Origin of the sequence: Cryobacterium sp. N22, assembly GCF_002929555.1 — a bacterium.
Classification (GTDB): domain Bacteria; phylum Actinomycetota; class Actinomycetes; order Actinomycetales; family Microbacteriaceae; genus Cryobacterium.
In genome coordinates, this window is sequence record NZ_PJJP01000025.1 from 1 (window position 1) to 21,317 (window position 21,317).

The 21,317-nt window shown below is 70.8% G+C and carries 18 protein-coding genes; 9 read left to right on the forward strand and 9 right to left on the reverse strand.

Annotated features, from left to right (window positions below):
* Nucleotides 1-382: 382 nt before the first annotated feature.
* The 7 genes from CXY76_RS03815 (at nucleotide 383) to CXY76_RS03845 (ending at nucleotide 11,638) form a co-directional block, all read left to right on the forward strand.
* The gene (locus CXY76_RS03815; RefSeq protein ID WP_199190191.1) at nucleotides 383-1,402 is read left to right on the forward strand and encodes an adenosine deaminase; all 1,020 of its coding nucleotides are present in this window, start codon (nucleotides 383-385) and stop codon (nucleotides 1,400-1,402) included.
* Entirely contained in the window at nucleotides 1,399-5,025 is a 3,627-nt protein-coding gene (locus CXY76_RS03820; protein WP_104162937.1) for a bifunctional proline dehydrogenase/L-glutamate gamma-semialdehyde dehydrogenase, read from the forward strand. Before CXY76_RS03815 ends, CXY76_RS03820 begins: the two co-directional genes overlap by 4 nt.
* A gap of 36 nt (nucleotides 5,026-5,061) precedes the next feature.
* Nucleotides 5,062-5,688 carry a hypothetical protein gene (locus tag CXY76_RS03825; protein ID WP_104162938.1) on the forward strand — a complete coding sequence of 209 codons (627 nt, stop codon included), beginning with the start codon at nucleotides 5,062-5,064 and terminating at the stop codon, nucleotides 5,686-5,688.
* Nucleotides 5,689-5,908: 220 nt separating this feature from the next.
* The gene (locus CXY76_RS03830) at nucleotides 5,909-6,910 is read left to right on the forward strand and encodes a 3-oxoacyl-ACP synthase III (protein ID WP_104162939.1); all 1,002 of its coding nucleotides are present in this window, start codon (nucleotides 5,909-5,911) and stop codon (nucleotides 6,908-6,910) included.
* A complete protein-coding gene (locus CXY76_RS03835; RefSeq protein WP_104163006.1) occupies nucleotides 6,907-9,633 on the forward strand; it encodes an alpha/beta fold hydrolase in 2,727 nt (908 codons plus the stop codon). Before CXY76_RS03830 ends, CXY76_RS03835 begins: the two co-directional genes overlap by 4 nt.
* Entirely contained in the window at nucleotides 9,630-10,601 is a 972-nt protein-coding gene (locus CXY76_RS03840) for an NAD(P)-dependent oxidoreductase (RefSeq protein ID WP_104162940.1), read from the forward strand. Before CXY76_RS03835 ends, CXY76_RS03840 begins: the two co-directional genes overlap by 4 nt.
* A gap of 596 nt (nucleotides 10,602-11,197) precedes the next feature.
* A complete protein-coding gene (locus CXY76_RS03845) occupies nucleotides 11,198-11,638 on the forward strand; it encodes a YdeI/OmpD-associated family protein (protein ID WP_104162941.1) in 441 nt (146 codons plus the stop codon).
* 56 nt (nucleotides 11,639-11,694) lie between these two features.
* Here CXY76_RS03845 and CXY76_RS03850 read toward each other — a convergent pair whose 3' ends face one another.
* The 3 genes from CXY76_RS03850 to CXY76_RS03860 all read right to left on the reverse strand — a co-directional run bounded on the left by CXY76_RS03850 (nucleotide 11,695) and on the right by CXY76_RS03860 (nucleotide 13,545).
* Entirely contained in the window at nucleotides 11,695-12,066 is a 372-nt protein-coding gene (locus CXY76_RS03850; protein ID WP_304481750.1) for a GntR family transcriptional regulator, read from the reverse strand.
* Nucleotides 12,063-13,037, reverse strand: coding sequence for a hypothetical protein (locus tag CXY76_RS03855; RefSeq protein ID WP_146073361.1), 975 nt, complete (start codon nucleotides 13,035-13,037; stop codon nucleotides 12,063-12,065). Before CXY76_RS03855 ends, CXY76_RS03850 begins: the two co-directional genes overlap by 4 nt.
* 70 nt (nucleotides 13,038-13,107) lie before the next feature.
* A complete protein-coding gene (locus CXY76_RS03860; protein WP_088454895.1) occupies nucleotides 13,108-13,545 on the reverse strand; it encodes an Lrp/AsnC family transcriptional regulator in 438 nt (145 codons plus the stop codon).
* A 307-nt stretch (nucleotides 13,546-13,852) separates the two neighbouring features.
* Here CXY76_RS03860 and ddaH point away from each other — a divergent pair, with 307 nt between their 5' ends.
* Together ddaH and rocD are read left to right on the forward strand one after the other, a co-directional pair.
* A complete protein-coding gene (ddaH, locus tag CXY76_RS03865; protein WP_104163008.1) occupies nucleotides 13,853-14,644 on the forward strand; it encodes a dimethylargininase in 792 nt (263 codons plus the stop codon).
* On the forward strand, nucleotides 14,641-15,900 hold the full coding sequence (gene rocD / locus CXY76_RS03870; RefSeq protein ID WP_199190192.1) for an ornithine--oxo-acid transaminase: 1,260 nt from the start codon (nucleotides 14,641-14,643) through the stop codon (nucleotides 15,898-15,900). The genes ddaH and rocD overlap by 4 nt, the downstream gene beginning before the upstream one ends.
* 97 nt (nucleotides 15,901-15,997) lie before the next feature.
* On the opposite strand, the gene CXY76_RS03875 is transcribed toward rocD, so the two are convergent.
* From CXY76_RS03875 to CXY76_RS03900, 6 genes are all read right to left on the reverse strand, one after another.
* Entirely contained in the window at nucleotides 15,998-17,272 is a 1,275-nt protein-coding gene (locus CXY76_RS03875; protein WP_104162944.1) for an alpha-hydroxy acid oxidase, read from the reverse strand.
* Nucleotides 17,265-18,041, reverse strand: coding sequence for a FadR/GntR family transcriptional regulator (locus tag CXY76_RS03880; RefSeq protein WP_233199550.1), 777 nt, complete (start codon nucleotides 18,039-18,041; stop codon nucleotides 17,265-17,267). The genes CXY76_RS03875 and CXY76_RS03880 overlap by 8 nt, the downstream gene beginning before the upstream one ends.
* A gap of 139 nt (nucleotides 18,042-18,180) precedes the next feature.
* A complete protein-coding gene (locus tag CXY76_RS03885; RefSeq protein ID WP_199190193.1) occupies nucleotides 18,181-18,546 on the reverse strand; it encodes a LysR family transcriptional regulator in 366 nt (121 codons plus the stop codon).
* A 46-nt stretch (nucleotides 18,547-18,592) separates the two neighbouring features.
* Nucleotides 18,593-19,186, reverse strand: a complete 594-nt coding sequence (locus CXY76_RS03890; protein ID WP_104162947.1) for a DJ-1/PfpI family protein — start codon at nucleotides 19,184-19,186, stop codon at nucleotides 18,593-18,595.
* Between the two features lie 97 nt (nucleotides 19,187-19,283).
* Complete coding sequence (locus tag CXY76_RS03895; protein WP_233199551.1) at nucleotides 19,284-19,679, reverse strand: DUF3592 domain-containing protein; 396 nt, start codon at nucleotides 19,677-19,679, stop codon at nucleotides 19,284-19,286.
* A gap of 27 nt (nucleotides 19,680-19,706) precedes the next feature.
* Nucleotides 19,707-21,200: a rhamnulokinase family protein gene (locus CXY76_RS03900; protein WP_255408456.1), complete on the reverse strand. Its 1,494-nt coding sequence runs from the start codon at nucleotides 21,198-21,200 to the stop codon at nucleotides 19,707-19,709.
* Between the last annotated feature and the right edge of the window lie 117 nt (nucleotides 21,201-21,317).

Below are 21,317 nucleotides of genomic sequence, written 5' to 3' on the forward strand. Positions count from 1 at the left end.
GAGAGTAGGACACCGCCGGACTTAACTTAGAAAAAACAGGAAAGCCACCCCACGGGGTGGCTTTTCTGCGTTTAACCCCCACCCCCGGAAGGCGCCATCCCGTCGGTCGAGCCTGTCGAGACCCCGCACGACGGCCCACGCACCGCGGGGCCGGGGGAGTACCTCACCAGGTCTCGACAGGCTCGACCAGCGAGGCTGACGCGTCCCGGGACCGGGTCACCGGGCCTGGACACGCTCGACCACCGAGAGCGAGGGCGGGCGCGAGCCGCAACGCATCCGCGAACCGTGAGCCAAGCACCAGAACACGCAACTTTTCGGGGCTTAACTCACAGTTCGCGGACATGGCACGATGGGACTTACCTTTGACACGCGGGAGAGAGCTATGACCGTCGCCACCTGGCCCGTCGCGGAACTGCACGTGCACATCGAGGGCACCCTCGAGACCGAATTGCTCGTTGCCCTGGCCCGACGCAACAACGTCGAGCTGCCCAGCTACGACCCCGACGCGCTGCGTGAGCTGTACAGGTTCACGGATCTGCAGTCGTTCCTCGATATCTACTACGCCAACCTGGCGGTGCTGCGCACCGAGGCCGACTTCTACGATCTCGGGATGGCGTACCTCACCCGCGCATCCGCCGCGGGAGTGCGCCGGGCCGAGATCTTCTTCGACCCGCAGACGCACCTGGCCAACGGCATCCCCCTCGACGTCGTGTTCGGGGGCCTCAGCCGCGCCCTCGGCGACGCCCGCGTCACGCTCGGCATTTCCGCCGACCTCATCCTCTGCTTCCTCCGCCATCTCGGCGGCGCGGCCGCGCTGGCGACCCTGGACGCCGCCATCCCGTACCTCGACCAGTTCATCGGCGTCGGGCTCGACTCCGCCGAGGTCGGGTTTCCACCCTCGCTGTTCACCGAGGTCTTCGCCAGGGCCGAGGCGCTGGGGCTGCACCGCGTTGCCCACGCCGGCGAGGAGGGCGGCCCTGACTACGTGCACGAAGCCCTCGACCTGCTCGGGGTGGAACGCGTGGACCACGGCATCCGTGCCCTCGAAGACCCCCGCCTCGTCGAGATCCTCCGTGAGCGGCAGATCCCGCTCACGGTGTGCCCGCTCTCGAACGTGTGCCTGCGGGCGACCCCGTCGCTGGGCGCGCATCCGCTGCCGGCCATGCTTGCCGCGGGCCTGCTGGTGACCATCAGCAGCGATGACCCGGCCTACTTCGGCGGATACGTCGACGACAATCTCACCGCGCTCCAAGGCGAGTTCGGCCTGGATCACGAGCAGATGGCGACGCTGGCCCGCAACTCGTTCCGGGCGGCGTTTCTACCGGAAGCGGAGAAACGCCGACACCTCGCCGCCGTGGACGAGCACCTTGAGGCGTTGCTGCGACTAACCTCGGGAGCATGAGCAATAGCCTCCCGAACGTGCAGCAGGACCTCGGTGTGGAGGTCGTGGCCCTGGTCACCAAATGGCTGGCCGACAGCGCGACGATCCCCGCAGACGTCTCCGCCGAGCGGCTCGCCGGGGTGCTGAAAGACCCCAATGGACTCGACTTCACCGTGGGCTTCGTCGACGGCGTGATGCGACCGGAAGACGTGATGGTCGCCGGCTACAACCTGCAACGGGTGGCCAAACTCGCGCCGGCATTCCTGCCGCCGGTGCTGCGCGGCGCCATCGGCGTCGGCGGCGTGATGGGCCCGGTGCTGCCGTGGGTCGTGATCCCGGCGGCCCGCAAGGTGCTGCGCCAGATGGTCGGTCACCTGGTCGTGGATGCGACGGCCGACAAGCTCGGCCCCACCATCGAGGCGCTGAAGGAATCGGGCAACCGGCTCAACATCAATCTGCTCGGCGAAGCCGTGCTGGGCGAGAAGGAGGCGCTGCGCCGCCTCGCCGGTACCCGCGAACTCCTGGCCAGGGACGACGTGGACTACGTGTCGATCAAGGTCTCCTCGATCGCCAGCCAACTGTCGATGTGGGCATTCGACGAGGCCGTCGACCGTGTCGTCGAACGCCTGACCCCGCTGTACGAGCTCGCCGCGGCGTCACCGACACCGAAGTTCATCAACCTCGACATGGAGGAGTACCGCGACCTCGACCTCACCATCGCGGTCTTCGAACGCATTCTCGACCAGCCCCGGCTGCAGGGCCTCGAGGCCGGCATCGTGCTTCAGGCCTACCTGCCCGACGCGCTCGGCGCGCTGCAAGGCCTCACCCAGTGGGCGCACGCCCGGCGCGCCGGCGGTGGCGCAGCCATCAAGGTGCGGCTGGTCAAGGGTGCCAACCTCGCGATGGAGCACGTGGATGCGACGGTGCACGATTGGCCGCTCGCCACCTACGCCAGCAAGCAGGACACCGACACCAACTACAAGCGTGTGCTCAACTGGGCCCTCACCCCCCAGAACACCGACGCCGTGCGCATCGGTGTGGCCGGGCACAACCTCTTCGACGTGGCCTACGCCCACCTGCTCGCCGAGCAGCGCGGCGTGGACGACCGTATCGAGTTCGAAATGCTGTTGGGCATGGCCACGAGCCAGGCCGAGGCCGTGAAGAAGGACGTCGGCCGGCTACTGCTCTACACACCGGTCGTGAACCCGGCCGAATTCGACGTGGCGATCAGCTACCTCATCCGCCGCCTCGAGGAGAACGCGAGCGAGGAGAACTTCATGTCGGCGGTGTTCGAACTGGCCGACACCCCGGCCCTGTTCGACCGGGAAAAGCAGCGCTTCCTGGACTCCCTGGCCGCCCTCGAGACCACCCCCGGCGCGCAGCGGGGCACCGTGTTCGTGCCGCCGCCGAACCGCGACCAGGACCGCTCCGTCATCGTGCCGCTCGAACCCCTGCCCGACACCGACTCGCCCCCGCTGACGACGCCGCCGGCCGACGCCGACGACCCCAATCTCACCGCGATGGTGCTCGGGCTGACCCGGGGCTCGGTCTCCCGGAGCCGGTCGGTTCTGGGCGGCTTCCACAATGAACCCGACACCGACCCGTCCCTCCCGGCCAACCGCGCCTGGGGCCGGAGCATCCTGGCCAGGGTCGAGTCCTCGATGCTGGGCAAGGAGAGCATCAAACAGGCCCGCATCGACGACGCCGACAGGCTCGACGAGGTCATCGCCACCGTCACCGCGGCCGGTGCCGCCTGGGGGCGGAAGCCCGGCATCGAGCGCGCCCAGGTGCTGCACCGCGCCGGTCTCGCCCTGGCGGCCAACCGCGACCGGCTGATCGAGGTGATGGCCTCCGAAACCGGCAAGACCATCGCCGAGGGCGACCCGGAGGTCAGCGAAGCCATCGACTTCGCGCACTACTACGCCGAGCGCGCCCGCGAGCTCGACTCCGTGCAGGGCGCCATCTTCGTGCCGTCCCGGCTCACCGTGATCACGCCGCCGTGGAACTTCCCGGTGGCCATCCCGGCCGGCGGTGTGCTCGCCGCCCTCGCCGCGGGCTCCGGCGTGATCATCAAACCGGCAGCCCTCGCCCAGCGCACCGGCGCCGTGATGATCGAAGCGCTCTGGGAGGCCGGCGTGCCGCGCGATCTGCTCGCCCTCGTCGACCTGCCCGACCGGGCTCTTGGCAGCCGGCTGCTCGCCCATCCCGACGTCGACAGGGTCATCCTCACCGGTGCCTACGAGACCGCCACACTGTTCCGCGGCCTGCGGGAGGACCTCCCGCTCCTGGCCGAGACGAGCGGCAAGAACGCCATCATCGTCACCCCGTCCGCCGACCTCGACCTGGCCGCGGCCGACGTGATCAAGAGCGCCTTCGGCCATGCCGGCCAGAAGTGCTCCGCCGCCAGCCTGGTGATCCTGGTCGGGTCCGTCGCGCGGTCCACCCGGTTCCTGGGCCAGCTGGTGGATGCCGCGACGTCGCTCCGGGTGGGCCGGCCCGCCGACCCGGACAGCCAGATGGGCCCGATCATCGAGCCCGCCGACGGCAAGCTGCTGCACGCGCTCACCGAGCTCGGCGCCGGCGAAAGCTGGCTGGTCGAGCCCAAGCTGCTCGACGACGACCTCGAGACCGGGGTCGGGCAACTGTGGTCGCCCGGCATCCGCAGCGGCGTCGCCGCCGGGTCGTACTTCCACCTCACCGAGTTCTTCGGCCCGGTGCTCGGAGTCATGCACGCCCGCAACCTCGAGGAAGCCATCCGCTACCAGAACGCCGTCGACTACGGGCTCACGGCCGGGCTGCACTCGCTCGACGCCGACGAGATCGCCCAGTGGGTCGACACAGTCCAGGCCGGCAACCTCTACGTGAACCGCGGCATCACCGGCGCGATCGTGCGGCGACAGCCGTTCGGCGGCTGGAAGCGCTCGGCTGTCGGCCCCGGCACCAAGGCCGGCGGCCCCAACTACCTCTTCGGCCTGGGCGGCTGGGTCACCGACCCGGGGATCAACAGTTCCACCCTGCACCTGCGGGGCCTCGAACAGCGCATCACCGACCTCATCGAGGCCTCCCAGCCGTCGCTGCCCTACGAGGAGTTCGATGTGCTGCGCCGCTCTGCCCTCAGCGACGCCCTCGCCTGGCGCGAGGAGTTCGACGTTGTCGCAGACGTCTCCGCGCTCGGCCTGGAACGCAACCTGTTCCGCTACCGCCCGCTTCCCGTCACCGTGCGGCTGGGCGATGACGGCAGCCTGGCCCTGCTGCTGCGCGTGATCGCGGCCGGCCTGCTGTCCAAGTCCAGGTTCGTCGTCTCCAGCGCGGTGCCGGTGCCCCCGAGAGTGCGAACCGTCCTTGCTCCCCGCGATATCCCCGTGATCATCGAGAACGACGAGGAATGGCTGGCCAGGGCCGCCGCCGGCGGTATCACCTCGAGCCGGGTGCGGCTGATCGGTGGCGACCCGAAGACCGGCGCCACGGCGGCCGCCACGGCGTTCGCCCACGCCCTCGGCGGCAGCCCGGACATCGCCGTCTACGCGCATCCGGTCACCCAGTCCGGTCGGGTTGAGCTGCTGCCGTTCCTGCGGGAACAGGCGATCTCGATCACCGCGCACAGGTTCGGCAACCCGAGCACCCTCACGGATGAGGTCATCTAGCGCCATAATGGCTGCGGCCGAAGGCGAGGTGATGCAGTGGCGGCACCGAAGTTCCTCCGACTGCGCCGTGAGGCCTGGGGATTCATCATCGGGTCGGCGCTGTTCATCCTGGGCGCCGTCCCCGCCTTCTTAGACGCCGTCGGCCCGGTGGCCGACAACCTGACCTTCTTCATCGGCTCGCTGTTCTTCACCCTCGCCGCGTTCATCCAACTCAACCTCAGCGGCCGCCGGCCGCCGCGCAGCACCACCAACCGGCCGGACCGGTTCGACTGGTGGGCCGCGGCCATCCAGTTCGCCGGCACCCTGTTCTTCAACCTGAGCACCGCGACAGCCCTCGCGGCCAGCCTCGGCGGCACCGAGCGCACCGGGTGGCGTCCGGATGCCTACGGGTCGGTGTGCTTTCTGCTCTCCAGCCTGCTCGCCGTCGTCGCGACCACCGGGCGCGATGCCCTGTGGGACCCCAAGGCCCGAACCTGGCGGGGCGCCTGGCTGAACCTCCTGGGATCTGTGGCCTTCGGCGTCGCCGCGGTCGGCGCATACCCGATTGCGGAGTCCGGCCAACAGTTTTTCGCGAGCTGGGCTACTGTCGGCACCATCACGGGTGGTGTCTGCTTCCTGGTGGCCGCTGCCTTGACCAGACCCGGTAGCCCACGCCTCACCTGACCCTCCCCGAACCCGGGCGAGCGGCCCGGTGACGGCACCACCGTCAGAAAGGGCCGATAATGGAAGGTAGCCGTCGGCGCATCCACCGGAATCCGGAGCCGCTGCGGGCATCAGCTTACGCACGGTTGACACCCAGACTTCTGGGAGAAAATCGATAGGACACGATTTGTCGCCACCCAAAACTCGACAGGGGACCCCGTTGGACGGAAACGCAACAACGATGCACCGCAATGTCGCGTTGTTGTCGGTCGCCACGACCATCGCCCCGCGCATCACCACCTCCGAAGAGATCGATGCTCGCCTGCAGCCGGCGCTCAAGCGGCTGCGCCTGCCCAAGGGGCTGCTGCAGCGCGTCGCCGGAGTGCACGAACGACGCAACTGGGACGTGGGGCAGGCCTTCGACGACGCCGCCGTTTCCGCGGGCAAACGCGCCCTCGCCGAGGCCGGGATCGATCCCAGCGAGGTGGGGCTGATGATCAACACCTCGGTCACCCGCAAGCACCTGGAGCCCTCGGTCGCGGTGCGCATCCACCATGGACTCGGCCTGCCGTCGTCGGCGACGAACTTCGACATCGCCAACGCCTGCCTGGGCTTCGTCAACGGCATGACCCTGGCGGCCCAGCTCATCGACTCCGGCCAGATCAAGTACGCGGTGATCATCGACGGCGAGGATGCCGACGAGATCCAGACCAACACCATCGAACGCCTCGGCCGGCCGGACATCGGCCGCAAGGACTTCATGAGCGAGTTCGCCAGCCTCACGCTGGGCTCCGGCGCCGCGGCGGCCGTGCTCGGCCGGGCCGACGCGCATCCGGAGGGACACCGCATCCTCGGCGGCGTGACCCGGGCGGCCACCCAGTTCAACGACCTCTGCGTCGGCAGCGTCGACGGTATGTTCACCGACGCCAAGGCGCTGCTCAAGGGCGGTATGGAACTCGTCGTGTCGGCCTGGACCGAGGCCAAACGGGACTGGAGCTGGTCGAACATGGACCGCTACATCCTGCACCAGGTGTCGGATGTGCACACCAACGCCATCGTGAAGGCCACGGGCCTGGACCGCAGCAGGGTGCCGCTGACCTACCCCGGCTACGGCAACGTGGGGCCGGCCTCCATCCCGATCACGCTCTCCGAAGAGGCCGGCCGGCTGCAGCCCGGCAACCGGGTCCTGCTGATGGGCGTCGGCTCCGGCCTCAACACGGCCATGATGGAAATTCAGTGGTGAGCTTCCGGCAGCCGCGCACCGCGACGGCCCTCGCTCCGGCGAGCGTTCCGCCGAGCGGGCTGCCCGGGCTGGACCCTGAGTGGTCCCGGATTCTCGATGTGGTCGAGAGCGGCCCGGATGCCGGCACGGCGCCCGGCGCCACCCACGCCTGGCACCTGCTCGACAACGGTGAACAGCTGGCCGCGCTCGGGGCCGAGCCGGTGGGCACGATCCTCTGCGTGCACGGCAACCCCACCTGGTCCTACCTCTGGCGTGACCTCGTGGCCCAGGCCACCTCGGCCGCGGCCGAGGGCCGGCCGGCCTGGCGCGTCATCGCGGTCGACCAGCTCGACATGGGCTTCTCGGAGCGCACCGGTGTCGCCCGTCCGCTCGCGCGCCGCGTGCGCGACCTCGACGACCTGACCCGTGCGCTCGGCCTCACCGGGCCGGTGGTCACCTTCGGCCATGACTGGGGCGGCGTGGTCTCCCTGGGCTGGGCCGTCGACCACCCCGAGCACCTCGCCGGGGTCATGCTGCTGAACACCGCCATCCACCAGAGCGACACCGAACCCATCCCGGCCCCGCTGCGCCTCGCGCTCGCCCGCGGCGTGCTCGGTGCCGGCACCGTGACCACCACGGCGTTCCTGGACACCACCCTCGCGCTCGGCCACCCGGCCCTGCCGACCGCGGTCAAGAACGCCTACCGGGCGCCCTACCGCACCTCCGCCCGCCGCGGCGGCATCGGCGGCTTCGTCGCCGACATCCCGGTGGATGCCCGCCACGGCAGCCACGCGGAGCTCGACCGCATCGCCGAGTCGCTCCGCTCACTCACCGTCCCCGCCCTGCTGCTCTGGGGACCGCGCGACCCGATCTTCAGCGACAGGTACCTCGACGACCTCAGCGACCGGCTGCCGCACGCCGACGTGCACCGCTTCGAGGGCGCCGGACACCTCATCGCCGAGGACGTGGACTACGCCGGCGCCGCCCTCGGCTGGCTCGCCCAGCCCACTCCGTCGGCCGAGTCGACCCCGCTGGTCGAGCCGACCCCGCTGGTCGAGCCTGTCGAGACCCATACAGAGCCCGTCGAGCCACCGCGGCCCCTCTGGCACTACCTCGACGAGCTGCGGGACAGCGACGAGACCGCCCTCATCGACATGGCTCCCAGCACGGGCGCCGGCCCCCGCGTCGTCAGCTGGCGGCTGCTCTCCCGCCGGGTCCGCGAGATCGCGGCCGGTCTGCACCAAATCGGCGTGCGCCGCGGCGACCGCGTCTCCCTGCTCGTGCCACCCAGCGCCGACCTCACCGCGGTGCTCTACGCCTGCATCCGCCTCGGCGCAATCGTGGTGGTGGCCGACGCCGGCCTCGGCCTCACCGGCCTCACCCGCGCGGTCCGCGGCGCCCGCCCCGACCACGTCATCGGCGCGGTGCCCGGCCTGATGGCCGCCCGCGCGCTCGGCTGGCCCGGCCAGAAGATCTCCGTCAACCGGCTTCCCCGCGCCAGCCGCCGCGCACTCGGCGTCTCCTACGCCCTCGCCGACCTGATCTCGCTGGGCCGCGACGAAGAGCTTCCCGAACCGCCCCAGCCTGGGGACGTCGCCGCGGTGCTGTTCACCTCCGGCTCCACCGGACCCGCCAAGGGCGTGGTCTACACCCACGGCCAGCTGTCCGCTGTCAGCCGTGCGCTGCACGCCCAGTACGGGGTCGGCCGCGGCACCGGCCTGGTCGCCGGCTTCGCACCGTTCGCGCTGCTCGGCCCCGCGCTGGGTGCCCGCTCGGTGACCCCGGACATGGACGTCACCGCCCCCAAGACGCTGACCGCCACCGCGGTCGCCGCCGCCGTGGCCGCGATCGACGCCACCGTCGTCTTCCTGTCCCCGGCAGCGCTCGCCAACGTCGTGGCCACCCAGGGCGAGCTGACCCCTTCCGACCGTGCCGCCCTGGCCCGGGTCACGAGCTTCCTCTCCGCCGGCGCCCCGGTCTCCGAGCCGCTGCTGGCCTCGGCCGCCGCCCTGATGCCGGGCGCCAGCGCTCACACGCCGTACGGCATGACCGAGGGCCTGCTAATGACCGACATCACCCTCGACGGCATCCGCGAGGCCGCCCGTGACGACGTGGCGCGCGGCCCCGGCGGCGTGTGTGTCGGCCGCCCGGCGGCGACCACCCGGGTGCGCATCAGCGCCCTCGACGAGACCGGAGCCGCAGTCGGAGAGCTCTCCGAGGATCCGCAGGTCACCGGCGAGATCGTGGTCTCGGCTCCGCACGTGAAGGACCACTACGACAGGCTCTGGCTCACCGACCAGGCCGCCACCCGCGCGGTCACCCCGGGGGAGCGCTGGCACCGCACCGGCGATGTCGGTCACCTCGACGCCGCCGGCCGGCTCTGGGTGGAGGGTCGCCTGCCCCACGTGATCACCACGCCGCACGGCGTCGTCACCCCCGTCGGCCCGGAGCTGGCCGTCTCGGCCCTGGCCGGCGTCGACCGCGCCGCCGCCGTGGGTGTCGGGCCCGCCGGCAGCCAGCAGGTCGTCATCGTGGTCGAGACGGTTCCGCCGGCCGCGCGGGTCGGCCTGGCCGAGCCCGCCCTCGCCGCGGCCGTGCGCGGGGTAGCCGGCCAGCCGGTCGCGGCCGTGCTCGTCGTTCCGCACCTGCCCACCGACATCCGCCACAATTCAAAGATCGACCGCACCCGCCTGGCCGGTTGGGCGCACGGCATCCTCACCGGCGCCAGGCTCACCCAGCCATGAGGGTGCTCGTCACCGGCGCCAGCGGATTCCTCGGCCGGGCCGTCGCGGCCGCCGTCGTTGCCGCCGGCCACGAGGTGCGCTGCTTCCAGCGCCGGCCCAGCGGTGTCGCCGGCGTCACGGATGCCCTGGGCTCGATCACCGAGCCGGCCGACGTCGCCGCGGCCGTCACCGGTGTCGACGCCATCGTGCACATGGCCGCCAAGGTCTCCCTCGCCGGCCCGCCGGCCGAGTTCGAGACCGTGAACGTGGGCGGAACCCGCACCCTGATCGACGCCGCCCGCGCGGCGAACGTGCAGCGCCTGGTCTTCGTGTCGTCGCCGTCGGTCGCGCACTCCGGGGCATCCATCACCGGCAGCGACGCGCTGCCGGCCGACCCCGTCCACGCCCGCGGCGACTACGCCCGTACCAAGGCCGCGGCCGAGCTGCTGGCGCTCGCCGCCGACTCCGCCGAGCTGCGGGTCGTCGCGGTGCGGCCGCACCTGGTCTGGGGCCCCGGCGACACCCAGCTGATCGCGCGCATCGTGGATCGCGCGAGGGCCGGCCGGCTGCCCCTGCTCGGGCACGGCGCCGCCCTGATCGACAGCACCTACATCGACAACGCCGCCGGCGCCATCGCGGCCGCGCTCGAAAGGGTGGATGCCGTGCACGGCAACGCCTACGTGATCACCAACGGGGAGCCCCGGCCGGTGGCCGAACTGCTGGCGGGCATCTGCGCGGCAGCGGGCGTTCGGACACCGACCTGGAGCGTACCGGCGAGTGTGGCCCGCGCGGCCGGCTCCGTCATCGAGGCGGCGTGGCGGGTGTTCCCGGGCGAGGACGAACCGCCGATGACCCGATTCCTCGCCGAGCAGCTCTCCACCGCGCACTGGTTCGACCAGCGCCGCACCCGCGCCGACCTGCACTGGACCCCGGCGGTCTCCCTCGACGAGGGCCTGGCCCGCCTCGCGGAGCACTACCGCACCGCCTGAGCCCTCGACTAACGGCGCCTCACCTGCACTGCGGCGCGTGCCCCGCATAGCGGCGCGTGGCCCGCATAGCTCGGCGGGCGGGGTAGGCGCCGCTGCGCGGGTGGCACGCCACCCGCCTACCGGCGCCTGACCCGCATATCGCTCTCAAAGCCCCGGATGCCCCTGGCTCTACACCCGCACAGCGGCGCCTCACNCCTCAAAGCCCCGGATGCCCCTGGCGCTACACCCGCACAGCGGCGCCTCACCCGCACAGCGGCGCGTGCCCCGCATAGCGGCGCGTGCCCCGCATAGCGGCGCGTGGCCCGCATAGCTCGGCGGGCGGGGTAGGCGCCGCTGCGCGGGTGGCACGCCACCCGCCTACCGGCGCCTGACCCGCATATCGCTCTCAAAGCCCCGGATGCCCCTGGCTCTACACCCGCACAGCGGCGCCTCACCCGCACAGCGGCGCCTCACCCGCACAGCGCGCGCGAGCGGGGAGGCCGTGAGTCGCGCCAAGGTGCACCTTCGGGCGTGCTGAAGGGGCGCAACGCCGCAATTCGCAGGCGATGCGCGCAGCGTGCTTGTCGACATCCGACCGACGGCGGCATACTCGCACCATGGACTTCCGCACCGTCATCGAGCAATCAGGTGCCACCGCCACGGGCATCCCCGTGCCAGAGGAGGTGGTCGCGGCGCTCGGCCCCGGCAAGCGGCACGCCATCACCGTCACCCTCAACGGGCACAGCTACCGCAGTTCGGTCGCACCGTACAAGGGGAAGTACATGATCGCCCTGAGCGCCGAGAACCGGGCCGAGGCCGGTGTGGCCGGCGGCGACGAGGTCGACGTGACGATCGAGCTCGACGATCAACCGCGTACCGTCAACGAGCCGGAGGCCCTCACCGCGGCCCTGACCGCGGATCCGGCGGCCCGGACGGCGTTCGACGCCCTCTCGTACAGCAACCAGCGCCGGCACGTGCTCGCCATCGAGGGGGCGAAGACCGACGCCACCCAGCAGCGCCGCCTCGACGCCGTGCTCGCCGAACTCCGCGGCGCCTGAGCCGGCCTGAACCTCTCCGGCCTGAACCTCTCCGGCCTGAACCCAGCCGCCCCCGCCTAGCCGACCCGGCCCGGCAGGCCGAGCGCCGCGCGCACTATCGCCAGCGCCTCGTCGGGACCCACCCCGAGCGATTTCGCCCGATCGGCGTAGGCCACCGCGGCCAGCTGCATCTGCCGCTGCGTCGCATCCCCGGTCGCGGCGACGAACGAGCCGAGCCGCCCGCGGGTCTCGATCACTTCGTCCTGCTCGAGCGCGCGATAGCTGCGCGCCACGGTGTTGGGCGCCAGGCCCAGGTCCTCGGCGAGGCGGCGCACGGTGGGCAGCTTGTCGCCGGGCGCGAGGGCGCCCGTGCGCACGGCCTCGATCACCTGCATCCGGATCTGCTCGAACGGGGGCGTGGTCGAGTGGGGGTCAACGACCAGTCTCACGGGCGGCCGCTTTCGACCGGAGCGGCTACTCCGTGTGTGCCGCGGCGCAGCTGTGCGGCCACGTCGGGCCAGAGCCGACTGAGGTAGTGCGGCGGCCGGCGTGACTCCATCGCGACCACAGCCGCAACCGCCAAGCCCACGCTCATGACCATGAGCACGATCGACGAGGTCAGAGATACGGCCGTTGCGATCCCCGATGGGCGGGCCACCGCCGAGCTGAGGGAGGTCAGCACCACGAGCGCACTGTAAAACGCCCCTAGCGCTGGCGTCTGCACCAGTGCACGCAGCGTCCAACTGCGGAGCGCGTCGGACCACGCCAACTCCACGTCGCTGCCGGCGGGCTGGCCCCGCCCCACCAAGCGAGTCGACAGGATGCGGCCGACTCCTGCCGATGCGAGCGAGACGATCCACAGCAAAAAGCCGGGCCACCACAGGGAAGGGATGCTCGCATCACTGCGCACGCTGTCGGGGTCAACCAGGATCAGCGCGGCCACGGCGGCGAGGGCCACTCCGCTGACACCCATGGCAACGGGACCGCACCAGAGGTCGACGGTGGAGAGATAATCCGCACGGCTCGGCGTGGGTGCCCGCGCCACGCGAGGACGATCGCCGAGCGAGACGAGCGCCGACCTGAACTCCGCCACGCACAGTCCGACGGCGCCGCCCAGGCCGGTCAGTACGATGATCATCAGCCCGGACCACATGCCGCCGTCCGGTGATTCCGGAAGCGCGATAAGGGAAGCGGTCGCACCGATCAGAGCGATCAGGGTGCCGACCAGCGCACCGCGGGTCCGCGAGCGGATGCGCGCGATCAGGACAGGCTCGACCTCGGGTGTGATGGCCAGGCCGGCGCGTCGGGCGGTATCTCGCAGCGCATTCGGGCCAATGGCGGCACCTGGACGAAGCTGCCACGCGAAGACGACCGTCAGCAGTCCGGCCACGACCAGCAGGGTGATCTCGTACGTGTCCACGGGCATCCTCGTTTGTTTGGTATTTGTACCAAGCTAACAAGCCGGGGTGCGCCCGTCAAGGGCCGTGCCGCTACTCCGCGCTGCGGTGGATCAGCCGGGTGAGCACGATGGCACTGCGGGTGTGGTCGACGTTCGGGGCCAGTCGAACCTTTTCCAGTGCCGCCTCGAGGCCGGGGATGTCGCGGGCCCGGATGTGCACGATGGCGTCGGCGCTGCCGGTCACGGTGCCGGCGTCCACGACCTCCGGCACGCCGGAGAGGATGCGCAACAACTCGTCGGGCGCGACGGTGCCCCGGCAGAACAGCTCGACGTAGGCCTCGGTGCTCATGCCGTCGATCGACGGGTCGACCTGGATGGTGAAGCCGCGGATGACCTTGTCGGCGACCAGCCGGTCCACGCGGCGCTTCACCGCGGACGCCGACAGGCCCACAATGGAACCGATGTCTCCGTAGCCCGCCCGGGCGTTCTGGCGGAGGAGGTCGAGGATGCCGCGATCGAGGTTGTCCATTCGACCAGTGTACGCGGCGAAGTTGCGTGTTTGCCGCTTGCAACGCGTATTACATGCGCGGATTCGCACGAAACGTTGATTCATGCTGTGTGAGACTAGAACCGGCGTCCCTGTGTGATCTGCTCACCGATCGTACAGGGCTCACGAGAGCGACCTGGTCCGCCACCCACCCGCGTTCCGCCAACGCTTCGGCCGGCGGACCGCCAACAGAGGAGCTCCAGTGTCACTAGATGTCGCATCCGCTACCCCGAACGAGTCGGTCGCGCCCGCCGCGGTGACTCGCACGCCGGTCAAGCGCACGATCCTGATGTGCAAACCCGACTTCTTCACCGTCGTCTACCGGATCAACCCCTGGATGGACCCGGCCCTGCCGACCGACACGAGCCTGGCCGTCGCCCAGTGGCAGACGCTGTACGACACCTACATCGGCCTCGGCTTCGACGTGCACCTGATCGACCCCATCGACGGCCTGCCCGACATGGTCTACGCCGCCAACGGCGGTTTTGTCATCGACGGCATCGCCTACGGCGCCAACTTCACCTACCCGCAGCGTCAGCCGGAGGGCCCCGCCTACATGGACTGGTTCGGCGCCAACGACTTCGATGTGCGCGAGCCCGTCGAGATCAACGAGGGCGAGGGTGATTTCCTGCTGGTCGGCGATGTGATCCTGGCCGGCACCGGCTTCCGCAGCGCGTCGAACAGCCACGAGGAGGTCTCGGCCATCTACGGTCGCCCGGTGATCACCCTCACCCTGGTGAACCCCAGCTTTTACCACCTCGACACCGCCATCGCCGTGCTGGATGCGTCGCCGACGTCGGGGAACGGCCACATCGCCTACCTGCCCAGCGCGTTCGACGAACCCAGCCTGGCCATCCTGCGCGAACGCTACCCCGATGCCATCATCGTCACCGAGGAGGACGCCGCGATCCTCGGCCTCAACTCCTACTCCGACGGCTACAACGTCGTGATCGCCGCCAAGGCGAAGGACTTCGAACGCCAGTTGCGTGCACACGGCTTCAACCCGATCGGCGTAGACCTGTCCGAGCTGCTGCTCGGCGGGGGAGGAGTGAAATGCTGCACTCTGGAGCTGCGCCGATGAGCGCCCTGACCGATGCGACCGGCCTCACGGCGCAGGTGGGCCTGACCGACCAGAGCGCGGCGATCGCGCTCGAGAACGAGCACGCCGCCCACAATTACCACCCGCTGGCCGTCGTGGTCGCTTCCGGCGACGGCGCCTGGGTCACCGACATCAACGGCAAGCGCTACCTCGACTGCCTCGCCGCCTATTCCGCGGTCAACTTCGGCCACTCCAACCCGGTGCTGCTGGATGCCGCGCGCGCGCAGCTGGGCCGGATCACCCTCACCAGCCGCGCCTTCCACAACGACCAGCTCGGCCCGTTCGTGACCGCCCTGGCCAAGCTGGCCGGCAAAGACATGGTGCTGCCGATGAACACCGGCGCCGAGGCCGTGGAATCCGGCGTCAAGGTCGCCCGCGCCTGGGGCTACCGGGTGAAGGGCGTCGCGGCGGGGATGGCGAACATCATCGTCGCCGGCGGCAACTTCCACGGCCGCACCACCACCATCATCAGCTTCTCCGACGACGAGTCGGCCCGCGCCGACTTCGGCCCGTTCACGCCGGGCTTCCGCACGGTGCCCTACGGGGATTCCGCCGCGCTGGAGGCGGCCATCGACGAGAACACCGTGGCGGTGCTGCTCGAACCCATCCAGGGCGAGGCCGGCATCGTCGTACCACCGGCGGAGTACCTGCCCGCCGTTCGGGAGATCACCACCCGCCACAACGTGCTCTTCATCGCCGATGAAATCCAGTCAGGCCTCGGCCGCACCGGAGCCACCTTCGCGGTGGAGCAGGCCGGCGTGGTGCCCGACCTGTACCTGCTCGGCAAGGCCCTCGGCGGCGGCATCGTGCCCGTCTCCGCCGTCGTCGGTAACACCGACATCCTCGGCGTGCTGCGCCCCGGCGAGCACGGTTCCACCTTCGGCGGCAACCCGCTGGCCGCCGCCGTGGGCCTGGCCGTGGTGAACCTGCTGGCCACCGGCGAATACCAGCAGCGGGCCAGGGACCTCGGCGCCCACCTGCACGAGAGGCTGCTCGGCCTGGTCGGCCACGGTGTGGTCGAGGTGCGCGGTGCGGGCCTCTGGGCCGGCATCGACATCGACCCGGCGCTGGCCTCGGGGCGTGCGGTCTGCGAGGCCCTGATGGAGCGGGGCGTGCTGGCGAAGGACACCCACGGGTCCACCATCCGTCTGGCGCCGCCACTGGTGGTGTCGGCGGCGGACCTCGACTGGGCGGTCGACCAGCTCGCCGCCGTGCTCGAGGAGTTCGGCGCCGCATAGCGTCCCGCACCATCCGCGAGTTGCCCCGGTGCGGACGAGTTGCCCCGTTGCGCCGGCGCAACTCGTCCGGTTGGGGGCAACTCGGCGTATCCGCTCGCTAGAGGCGGCCGGGCAGGGCCTCCACGGCCTGCGCCGCGAGCGGGTCGATGCGGCCCAGCCGGGTGAGCTGGGTGACGTGGGAGGGGTTCAGCTCCTCGAGCGAGTTCACGCCCAGCAGCCGCATGGTGCGGGCCACCTGGTCGGAGAGAATCTGGATGGCCCGGTCGACGCCGGCCTCGCCGCCGGCCATCAGGCCGTACAGGTAGGCGCGGCCGATGAGGGTGAACCGGGCGCCGAGCGCCACTGAGGCCACGATGTCGGCGCCGCTCATGATGCCGGTGTCCAGGTGCACCTCGAGGTCGTTGCCCACCTCGCGGGCCACGCTGGGCAGCAGGTGGAACGGGATGGGCGCCCGGTCGAGCTGCCGGCCACCGTGGTTGGACAAAATGATGCCGTCCACACCGAGGTCGGCGAGCTTCTTCGCGTCGGCGAGGTTCTGCACACCCTTCACGACGAGCTTGCCCGGCCACTGCGCCTTGATCCAGGCCAGGTCCTCGAAGGTCACGGTGGGGTCGAACATGGTGTCGAGCAGTTCGCCGACGGTGCCGCTCCAGCGGTCCAGGCTGGCGAAGGCGAGCGGTTCGGTGGTGAGGAAGTTGATCCACCACTCCGGCCGCGGCAGCGCGTTCAGCACCGTGCCCACGGTGAGCTGCGGCGGGATGGAGAAGCCGTTGCGCTTGTCGCGCAAGCGCGCGCCGGCCACGGGCACGTCCACGGTCACGAGCAGAGTGTCGAAACCGGCCGCGGCGGCCCGTTCGACCAGGGCCATCGACCTGTCGCGGTCCTTCCACATGTAGAGCTGGAACCAGTTGCGGCCGTTCGGGTTGGCTTTCTTGACGTCTTCGATGGCCGTAGTGCCCATGGTCGACAGCGAGAACGGGATCCCCGCCTTCGCGGCGGCGTGCGCGCCGGCGATCTCACCCTCGGTCTGCATCATCCGGGTGAAGCCGGTGGGCGCGATGCCGAACGGCTGGGCGACGGGAGCGCCGAGCACCTCCCAGCCGGTGGAGACCGTGGACACGTCACGCAGGATCGACGGCTGGAACTCGATGTCCTCAAATGCCTGGCGGGCGCGGGTCAGCGAGATCTCCGCCTCCGCGGCACCCTCGGTGTAGTCGAAGGCGGCCTTGGGGGTGCGCTTCTTGGCGATGGCACGCAGGTCGTGGATGGTGAGGGCGGCACCCAGGCGACGCTTCTTCGCGTTCAGCTCCGGCGCCTTGAACTGCATGAGCGGGGCGAGGTCTTTGATCTTGGGCAGGCGTCGGTCAACCATTGTGAGTCCTGTTCTGCTCGGGGGCGAGTCGGGTCTCGGCGTAGTAGCCGGAGATGTGCGCGTGCACCAGGCCGTGCGCGCCGGCCGGGTCGGCCGCTTCGATGGCCGCCAGGATGCCGCGGTGCTCGGCGCGCAGCCGGGCCGAGGTGTCCGGCCAGGACGCCAGCCGGCCGACCCCGGCGCGCACGTAGCCCTCGATGGCCGTGCGCAGGCCCGCCATGGTGGCGATCACGACCTGGTTACCGCAGGCCTCGGCCAGCGACAGGTGGAACGCGGCATCCAGGGCGAGGAACTCGTCTTCGGTCAGGCCGGGGGCATCCATCGCGTCGAGCAGCTGCGCGCACCGGCCGAGGTCGGGGTCCTGCCGGTCCGGGTGTTGTCGGTCCGGGCGCAGCAGCGCGGCGGAGAGCACGGCCTCGGCGAGTTCGGCCGCGACGGCGGTCTCGAGGACGAGCCGGGTCTTAACGATGTCGGCCACCGGGAAGCCCTGTGCCGCGACCTGCAGGCGCATCAGGGCGCTCATCCCCCCGCCGGGCAGCGCCACGATGATGGCCCCGGCGGTGGGGCCGGAGCCGACGTTGGTGCGCACCAGCCCGAGCACCTCGAGCACCCGGATGGCCTCGCGCACGCTCGAGCGTCCCACGCCGAGGTCGGTGGCCAGGACGCGCTCGCCGGGGAGCCGGTCGCCGGGCTTCAGCCGGCCCAACAGCAGGTCGTTCTCGATGTGCGCGAGCACGATCTCCCAGGCTCGGCGTTCGTCGACGGTCACGGTGTCCTCCTCCATTGGCGGGCTGTGGCTCTGACGTGCGGCGCCGTCGGGCGCCGACTATGTGGTCTGACCACACAGCCTAGCCAGCGGGCGCGCCGAATACCACCCTCGACGCCAGGGTGGACAGCGAATCGTCAGCTCAGCGGGACTGGCGGCGCTTGCCGGGCGCGGCCTGGCCCTTGACGGCGGGCGCGCGACCGCGGCCCTTGGACGCCTTGGCCTTGCCGCCGCCGGATCCGCTGCTGTTGCCCGACCCCTGGGACGGCCCGCCGGGCGGCGGCATGTGGGCGATCAAACCCTTGGCCTCGGCAAGCAGGGCGATGCCGGCCTCGGTGAGATACGGGTTGTCGGCGGCAGGCTCGAAGAGGGGAACACCGAGCTCGGCTTCCAGGGCGGCGACCGACTTCATCAGCGTCGTGCGCGACACGTTGAGGTTCTTGGCGGCGCGCGCGATGTCGAGTTCCTCGGCGACGGCGACAAAACGCCGGAGCAGTGTGGTGTCCACGGGCATCCTCTCTGCCGCACGCGCGAGTCGCGTGCCTCAGTACAGGCTACGCGGTCGTGACGGACTCCACCGGTCGGCTCTGCACGCGGGCGTCGTCGAGGAGCTTCATGAACTCGCGCATCCACTCGGGGTGGTCCGGCCAGGCCCGCCCGGAGACCAGGTTGCCGTCGACGACGGCCGCGCCGTCCTCGAAGATGCCGCCGGCCAGCTCCACGTCCGGCTTCAGCGCCGGGTAGGCCGAGGAGATGCGGCCGCCCTTGAGTACGCCGGCGGCGGCGAGCAGCAGCGGCCCGTGGCAGAGCGCGGCGACGGGCGCGTTGGTGTCGAAGAAGTACCGCACGATGCGCTGGGCGTCTTCGTCGTTGCGGATGTACTCGGGCGCGCGGCCGCCGGGCACCACCAGGGCCAGGTAGTCGGCCGGGTTCACGTCCCTGAATGCCACGTCGGCGGCCAGGGTGTGGCCGAGCTTTTCGGTGTAGGTGTCGAAACCGTCCACGAAGTCGTGCACCACGAACTGCAGGGTCTTCTTCTCCGGGGCGGCGATGTGCACCTCGTAGCCGGCCTCGCGCAGCCGCTGATAGGGGTAGTACACCTCGAGGGTCTCGGCGGCGTCTCCGGTGAGGATGATGATCTTGTCCATGGCATACCTCTCTGTATGGGCCCGTTCGTGGCGTGCACGGGCACAGGGTCTGCCCGCCAGCATCCGTCGGTCCCGAGCCGGCCGCAACCCCTCCCGGTCAGACGAAGAGCAGCACGATCCCCAGGATCGCGGAGCCGACGCCGATGCCGGTCAGGATCAGGCCGGTGAGCCGCAGGGCCTTGCCGTCGTGGTCCGGGGAGTGGGTGCGGCAGCGTTCGGGGGCTCTGGCGTTGAACCACACGGTCACGTCGTCGCCGGGCTGCAGGTGCACGGTCTCGTGGCTGTCGGCGCGGGCCTCGTGCACCTCGCCGGTGCTGTCGAACCAGCGGATCACCGAGCCCGTCGCGGTGGCCGCCACGACGCCATCCGCCTCGACCCACCGACCACCGAAGCCGCGCACGGACAGGCCGATGATGTAGAGCGGAACGCCCACCAGGAGGCCGACGATGGTGAAGATCTCGCTGAGCATCGAGACGATGTCGTGAAGGTCCACCCGTGCCGCCGTTTCCCGTCGCTCTGCCTAGGGTGAAATGTTAGCGCGCGCGGCACGGGAGGATGGTGCCGGTTTGTAGCCGCGCGGCGGATAAGCCTGGTGCACCAGGGCTCGCAGCCCCTCCAGACTGCCGCTCGCGAATCCCTGCGCGCGGGCCTGTACCAGCACGTTCCCGATGGCGGTCGCTTCCACCGGCCCGGCCTGAACCGGCAGCCCGGTGTAGTCGGCGGTGAGCTGGCAGAGCAGTTCGTTCTGGCACCCGCCGCCCACCAGGTGCACAGTGCTCACGGTGCGGCCGGTCAGCTCGGTGATCGTGACCAGGGTGCGGGCATAGGCGGCTGCGAGGCTTTCCACGATGCTGCGCACCAGTTCGGCGCGGCTGCCGGGCGGACGGATGTCGAGTTCAAGGCAGTAGGCCCGGATGCGCTCCGGCATGTCCCCGGGCGGCAGGAACCGGGCGTCGTCGACGTCGAACAACGTCGTGGCGCCGGTCAGGGCGGCCGCCTGGGCGAGCAGAGCCGGCAGCTCGATGTGCTCGCCGTCCCGTTCCCAGGTGCGAATCGACTCGCTGAGCAGCCACAGCCCCATCACATTGCGCAGGTAACGCACCCGGCCGTCAACGCCGCCCTCGTTGGTGAAATTCGCGGCCCGGCTGGCCTCGGAGAGCACCGGCGCCGGCAATTCGACGCCGACGAGCGACCAGGTGCCGCTGGAGATGTAGGCGCAGTCGTCGGTGAGCATCGGCACCCCGACGACGGCGGAGGCGGTGTCGTGCGAGCCCACCGCCACGAGCTCGAGCCGGCCTGAACCGACGTCGGCGGCCACGCCGGGCCGGAACGCGCCGATGCCCTCGCCCGCGGAGACCAGCTCGGGGAACAGGTCACGGGGTAGCCCGAGCGTGGTGATCAGTGCGTCGTTCCAACCCGGGGCGGTGCCGTGTGCCGTGCCGCCGGCCGGGTGCAGCAGACCCGTGGTCGAGGCGTTGCTGCGTTCGGCCACCCGGCGGCCGGTCAGCCAGAAGCCGAGCAGGTCGGGGATCAGCAGCAGGCCGTCCGCCAGTGCGAGGTCGCCCGCAGCCCGGTCGGCGGCCAGCTGGTACAGCGTGTTGAACGGCAGCACCTGCAGGCCGTTCTGGCGATAGAGCTCGGTCGGGGGCACCAGGGCGTGGGTGGCCAGGGCACCCGCTGCGGTGCGGTCATCCCGATAGTGGAACGGATTGCCCAGCATCCTGTCACCGCGCAGCAACGCGTAGTCGACGGCCCAGGAGTCGATGCCGACGCTGACCAGCTCGGGGGCCTCGTGCACGGCGGACCGCAGGCCCACCAGGGCGTTGCGGTACAGCTCCAGGATGTTCCAGTGCAGCCCGTCGATGGTGCGCACCGGGTTGTTCGGGAACCGGGCCACCGAGTGCAGCTTCAGCCGGTTGGGTCCCACCCGGCCGAGCATGACCCGGCCGCTCGAGGCGCCGAGGTCCACCGCGGCGACGACGCCTGCGCCGACCGCGCTCCTCGACGCGCTCACAATGTACCCGTCCGTCGGCCACCGCTACCGCCGCCAACTGTTCCCCGTGCGGACACGTGCGCCCGGCGCACCGGGCACAGTTGTCCGGAACGGCAACAGTTGACCCCGGAGCGCACG